4 protein-coding genes and 1 pseudogene are annotated in these 6,074 nt (G+C 39.5%); all 5 read right to left on the reverse strand.

The annotated features are described in order from the left end of the window. Positions 1–129: 129 nt before the first annotated feature. Positions 130–582 (reverse strand): energy transducer TonB, encoded by a 453-nt coding sequence (locus H5202_RS17010; RefSeq protein WP_182773125.1) that lies wholly within the window; start codon positions 580–582, stop codon positions 130–132. A 50-nt stretch (positions 583–632) separates the two neighbouring features. Next, positions 633–1,913 (reverse strand): serine hydrolase domain-containing protein, encoded by a 1,281-nt coding sequence (locus H5202_RS17015; RefSeq protein WP_220493920.1) that lies wholly within the window; start codon positions 1,911–1,913, stop codon positions 633–635. 391 nt (positions 1,914–2,304) lie between these two features. Beyond that, positions 2,305–2,469 (reverse strand): annotated as a pseudogene (locus tag H5202_RS17020) (IS3 family transposase); the annotation flags it as partial. A gap of 713 nt (positions 2,470–3,182) precedes the next feature. After that, on the reverse strand, positions 3,183–5,255 hold the full coding sequence (locus tag H5202_RS17025; RefSeq protein WP_443019430.1) for a M3 family metallopeptidase: 2,073 nt from the start codon (positions 5,253–5,255) through the stop codon (positions 3,183–3,185). A 210-nt stretch (positions 5,256–5,465) separates the two neighbouring features. Beyond that, positions 5,466–5,717 (reverse strand): nitrate/nitrite transporter NrtS, encoded by a 252-nt coding sequence (nrtS, locus tag H5202_RS17030; RefSeq protein ID WP_182773127.1) that lies wholly within the window; start codon positions 5,715–5,717, stop codon positions 5,466–5,468. Between the last annotated feature and the right edge of the window lie 357 nt (positions 5,718–6,074).

Below are 6,074 nucleotides of genomic sequence, written 5' to 3' on the forward strand. Positions count from 1 at the left end.
TTTTACACATTAGCTATAGGCCTAAACTTATTATTAACGTTATAAAATTTCCAATTCATTTGTCGATTAGTCCACATTGTGATGAAGTCACCAAACACTATTACGATTAAAGAAACACTATATAAGTAATTATATTTTGACCTCGGGAGGGACAAAATTCAGCTTCGCAAACACAACATGATGTGGCATATTCATTGGTGCATACTCCCATGTTTTTACTGCACTTATCGCCGCAGCTTCAAAAGCAACATCCCCTTCTCGTTCGACGACCTCGATATTATCAACTTTACCCTCTCGACTTACACTGTAGCGAAGTGTTACATAACCAGTGAGGTTTTGTTCCAGCAACGCCTCTGGATAAACAACTTCGGTGTGTTTGACTAATACCTTGACTGTACCTGAGGTTTTATCATTCAATTGCGCAATGTCATTTTGGGTTTCAGCAATAGCCCGTCTAGTTTCCTTATCTATTCGCTTTCCATCCAAAACTTCAGTAGTAATTTCATAGACAATTACCGGTACGGCGCACCCTGATAACAAAAACACCAAGCCTACGGCTACCAATTTTGAAATTTTATTCATTTTAATTTACCCTTATTAAATAACGTTATGTTCATTTTCTGTGGTTATTGCTATCGAATAGCCAGTTTTCTTGCTTTGCGTCGAGCCATAAAAATATACAATAGGCTCATAAATAAAATCACCAAGCATCCTATAGCGGTTGTTTTTAACATCTCAGGGATCATGTTTTTAAGCATGTAAATATCCGGATTACCTGTTTCCCACAAGGTCCATTTTGTTGCGGTATCAGCTGCTAATGAACGATTTCCAGTAGTCAGCATAATGATGCCATTGCCCGTACTAGGGTTTACTCGTAAAGTTGCATTTAAAGAGGGGGATTGCCCTCCATGCCCGATAATAAAATCATCTGCATTGTTACTTGCAAATAGCATCACTCCCAGGCCCCAAATATCGATCCCCATTGTAGCTGCGTTTGGGGTTCGCATATTTCGAAGCGTCGCTGCAGAAAGCAAATCTTGTGTCGAATCTTCCGTTGCAGGAACTGCAATATGTTGATTCAAAAATTTGATAAGGTCATTAGCGCTAGTGTAAAGACCTGTTGCTGCTAATGATGTGTAATATGGGTAATCCCTAACATCGCCATTGTCGTCGAAGTATTGCGCTAAATTTGAACCGAACTGGTCTTTGTCATAACCGGTATTTGTCATGTTGAGTGGCTCAAAAATTTCATTATTCATATAGGCGCTAAAGGACATACCACTGACTTCTTCAACAATCAGTTGCAGTAAGTTATAACTCCCTCCTGAATACTTGAACTGGGTGCCGGGCTCAACTCCCACCATAACTTGGCCATTAACCCCCTCATCAGCGTCCAACGCTTTGGTTAAATGCTGTTCAAGAGGCTGCACCTGCTCTGCGGTTAAGAATCCATTGTGTCCTAACCCATCAGTAATACCTGCAGTATGACTTAGTAAACGACGAATTGTGACTTGTTCATTGTCAAACTGACTAGGCGGTAATTGCCAACGAGTTAGATAATTCGCAACAGGTGCATCTAACTCTAGTTTGCCTTGCTCGACAAGTTTCATAACGCCGAACGCAGCAACCCATTTGCCCAATGAAGCAACACCAAAAACAGTGTCTCTTGTTACTTCGTCACCTTTAGAGTAGGTAAAATCGTCTATTACTTTACCCTCATGGATTAAGACAAAAATACCATTGCCTTTACTGTCTTTTTTTATTGATTTAACCGCTTCAGCCATAAAGGACGCATTATCATTGGCTGGTGCAATTGGCTCTTTAAACCAACCTTGTTCGGTTGATATTACATTCAGTGAAACCCAAATGCTCATTGTGCCTAGAACGAACATTACCCATTTAATAAAATTCATTATGATGGCTCCTCTTTGTTATCCGGTTCATTACATCGACAATCACTTTTTCATTGTCATAACAATAAACTTCTGTCAGATACTTTAGTGGAAATAATTCATCAACTGCTCGTGAACATCATGAACGACATGTTACTTTTAGTTAATTAACGTAGAATGGAATTCGATTACGATAAAACAAGGTCGAGGTATGAGATCATACAAGCTGCTAATTTGTTTTTTTTATGTGGGGCTGATTTTTTGTTTCGCATCTTCTGCCTGGTCAAAAGACGATAAGTCGGTTTTAATGAATTCTGGGACTCCTGAACAGACCCTTGCAGGACCTATCAACGTATTGTACTGGTCAACCAAAATTGCACACTTTTTGTTGAGAATTTTCAAATTCTACCGTTCACAGATCACCATTAGCAGATTAGAGCCCCTCAAAATTGTAATATTTCATGTAAGCCGTCACATCTTGCTTAATAAACTCCCTTGTTGGTTGAGCTACTTTAAAAATCCAATAGTATTTCAAGCTACCAAAGAAACACTCAATAACTGCATTATCCCAACACGCACTACACACATTGACCATACCGCTATCAAAAAGCAAAAAAGGTATATTAATTGAACTAGAAGGTATTGGAAAAATTGAATACCTACATACAAAAAGAGATTTGTGGGTAGATCAAGAGAATCTTTCAACCATTTTGATTTATGAACAAGATGATAAATCAAAACTGCTTTTATCTTTAAAGGATATTAAAAATCTAAATTTCACCAAAAAACGATGATATTTAGGTAGCCGTACACAACTGCTTTCTCAGGGCTACCGCATGAGTGCTTAATTTCTAACCTAGGCGCAAAATCCAGCCTTTAATACTGCTTCAAGCATCGATGAATTCATCATGCATCGCTTTTATTTTCCCACGATGCTTATCTTCGTCGGCTCAGCTCGTAGGTAAGCGTCTAGCGAAGTACACCCAGCATCGATGTTATGATTGTCAGATAAGTATATTGCAGATACTGCTGTAAATGCATGCTTAGATAAAGGGGTTCCCAGTGATGCTATTGCTGAGCCCAATGGCATGAGGGTAAAGGGTAAGTTTAGCATGTAAGTGGCAATTTATATCTTATTCCTGTGCTTTTAGCTGGGAATTAGTCCATTAAAAAGCGAACTCTTTTGGGTTCGCTTTTTTGTGTTAATAAACCAGATTATTCAGGTGTCAGTTAACTTTTCTGCTATTACTTTCGTTGATTTAGCATAAACAAGAGTGACATTATTACAGACTAATCAACTAAACCACGACGCTTTAATAGAGCGTCAGTTGAAGGCTTTTTGCCCGCAAAGTCGATATAGCTTTGCATTAGATCTTGGCTATTACCTTTTGACAGCACTGTGTCACGGTATTTCTGGCCATTTTCTAGGGTTAACCCACCATTTGACATCATGTGTGAGAACGCGTCTACGGCAAATACTTCAGTCCATAAATACGCGTAGTAACCCGCTGAATAACCGCCGCCGAAGCTGTGGCTAAAGTAAGTGGTTTTGTATCTTGGTGCAACAGGGGTGTAATCTAAACCGTGTTTAGCTAGTGCTTGTTTTTCAAAGGCGGCGACATCGGCAATTTCAGTTCCTGCAGCAATTGAGTGCCATTCCATATCAAGCAGTGCTGCGGCTAAATATTCAACCGTACCAAAACCCTGGTTAAAGGTATGTGACTTTAATACCTTGGCTAATAGTTCAACTGGAATAGGCTTGCCAGTTTGATAGTGTTTAGCGTAATTTGCTAGCACTTGTGATTCGATGCTCCAGTCTTCGTTGGCTTGTGATGGAAACTCAACAAAGTCACTTGCGGTTAAGGTACCCGCTAAGCTTGGATATTTTACTTGTGAGTATAGGCCGTGAATAGCATGACCAAATTCATGGAACATGGTTCTCACTTCGTCAAATGACATCAGTGTAGGCTGACCTTCGGCTGGCTTAGGAATATTCAGCACGTTATATACAACTGGCTTAGTATTTTTTAAGAATGACTGACTAACAAGCTCATCCATCCATGCACCACCGCGTTTACCTTGGCGTGCGTATGGGTCTAAATAGAACAGACCAATTGCGCTGCCGTCTTGATTAAAGATTTCATATGCAGTCACATCTTTATGCCACACAGGTAAATCAGTGCGTGGTTTAACTGTAATGCCATACAGCTTATTCATCGCGAAGAACAAGCCGTCATTTAATACGGTGTTCATTTCAAAGTAAGGTTTAACTTGGCTGTCGTCTAGGTCATATTTAGTGGTGCGTACTTTTTCTGCGTAGTAAGCCCAGTCCCATGGTTCAAGAGTAAAGTCTTTACCGTCTTTAACAATTTCAGCTTGAATATCAGCAGCTTCAATTTTGGCTTTAACCAGTGCTTTTGGTGCTAGGTCATCAAGTATGCCGTAAACCGCTTCTGGGTTTTTGGCCATTTGATCGCCTAGTGAGTAGGCCGCCCATGTTGGGTAACCTAATAGTTGAGCTTTTTGTGCTCGTAGCTGAGCGATTTTAATATTTAATGGCGCATTAGTTTCCATGGCGCGATAAGCTGACGTTTCCCATAGTTTTTTACGTAAATCACGATTTTTAAGGCTAGACAGTAGTGGTTGAGTTGTTGTGCTCACTAAGGTGATCATGTAACCCGTTTTGCCTGCTTTTTTTGCCGAAGAGGCTAATGATGCGATGTCATTATCAGATAAACCGTCAAGCTGAGCTTTATCTTCAACTAAAATCACGTCATCAGTGAATGATTTCAATACGTTTTGTGAGAAGCTCGTTTCAAACTTAGCGAGTTCACCGTTAAGTTGACGCATTTGGGTTTTATCTGTATCAGACAACTCAGCGCCAGAGCGCACAAAACGGTCGTAATAAACTTCAACTAAACGTAAATCTTCGCCTGCTAATGTGGATTTGTTTTTATAAATAGCTTGGATGCGGGCAAAAAGCTTTTCATCAAGATAAATATTGTCTTGATGCGCAGTGAGCTTAGGCACAATTTGTTCTTCAACACTGATAAAGTTATCGTCTGAAATTAGTCCTGACAAAGTGAAAAATGCGCGTTGAGTGCGGTCTAAAATCGCGCCAGTTTTTTCTAGTGCAACAATCGTATTTTCAAATGTCGCTGTTTCACTGTTATTAGTAATGGTGGCAATTTCTGCTTTGTGTTCTTGCATGCCTTGTTCAAAAGCAGGCAAGTAGTCGCTGGCGTTAAGCTTGTCGAACTGTGGTGTCATATATTGTAAAGGGCTTGTCGCTAATAGAACGTTGCCGGCGGCAGGCGTTTTAGTCATTGTTGTAGATGCTTCTGCTGTCGTTTTACTGGCCATTGAAGTGTCTGCTGATTCCTCTGAACACGCACTAAGCATCAGTGCAGCACTTACTGCTGTTGTTATAAGGGTTTTACGCATTGCAATATCCTTGGGACTTGGACCGATTGGAGTGTTTCTACGCTTAGTCAAAATGTCAACGCTGGGTTGAATAGTGGTAGTAAAAACCGAAAGGTGGACGAGCGAACAGCCCACAGTTTTTAGTTCTTGCTAATTCTCTTGATTTGTTTTTTGTACCACAGTGCTTCTGATGGCTTGAACAGCTGACCATGTCGAAACACCATATGGCACAAGATATGTAAGAACTATTTTTACGAAATCTTCATTCGATAGCGTCAAAGACAAAATCTTTTCACCATGATTAATTAAAGCCAATATAGTACCTACCAGCAAAGCAACATTAAAAGCTCTAGACATTACTTTTCTGGAGAAAGCGAACAAAATAAAGCTATTTTGATTCATATTAACGGTTGACTCTTATAGTCTAGCGGAGCATGACAACGCACGGTATTCGCATACCATTTTATATATGGAAATCCGCTATGGTTATTGCAATGTTCGCAAAATAAGGTCGACTGATTAATTTATTGAATGATTTAATCCTAGACCCGTCTATAACTCTGATATAAATCAATACCGAACTCTACAAACAATACCAATAAATTCAGTTAAGTTACAAAATATAATCGCCTTTTTTTACACATTAGCTATAGGCCTAAACTTATTATTAACGTTATAAAATTTCCAATTCATTTGTCGATTAGTCCACATTGTGATGAAGTCACCAAACACTATTACGATTAAAGAAACACTATATAA

This window comes from Shewanella sp. SG41-4 (assembly GCF_014164505.1).
GTDB lineage: Bacteria > Pseudomonadota > Gammaproteobacteria > Enterobacterales > Shewanellaceae > Shewanella.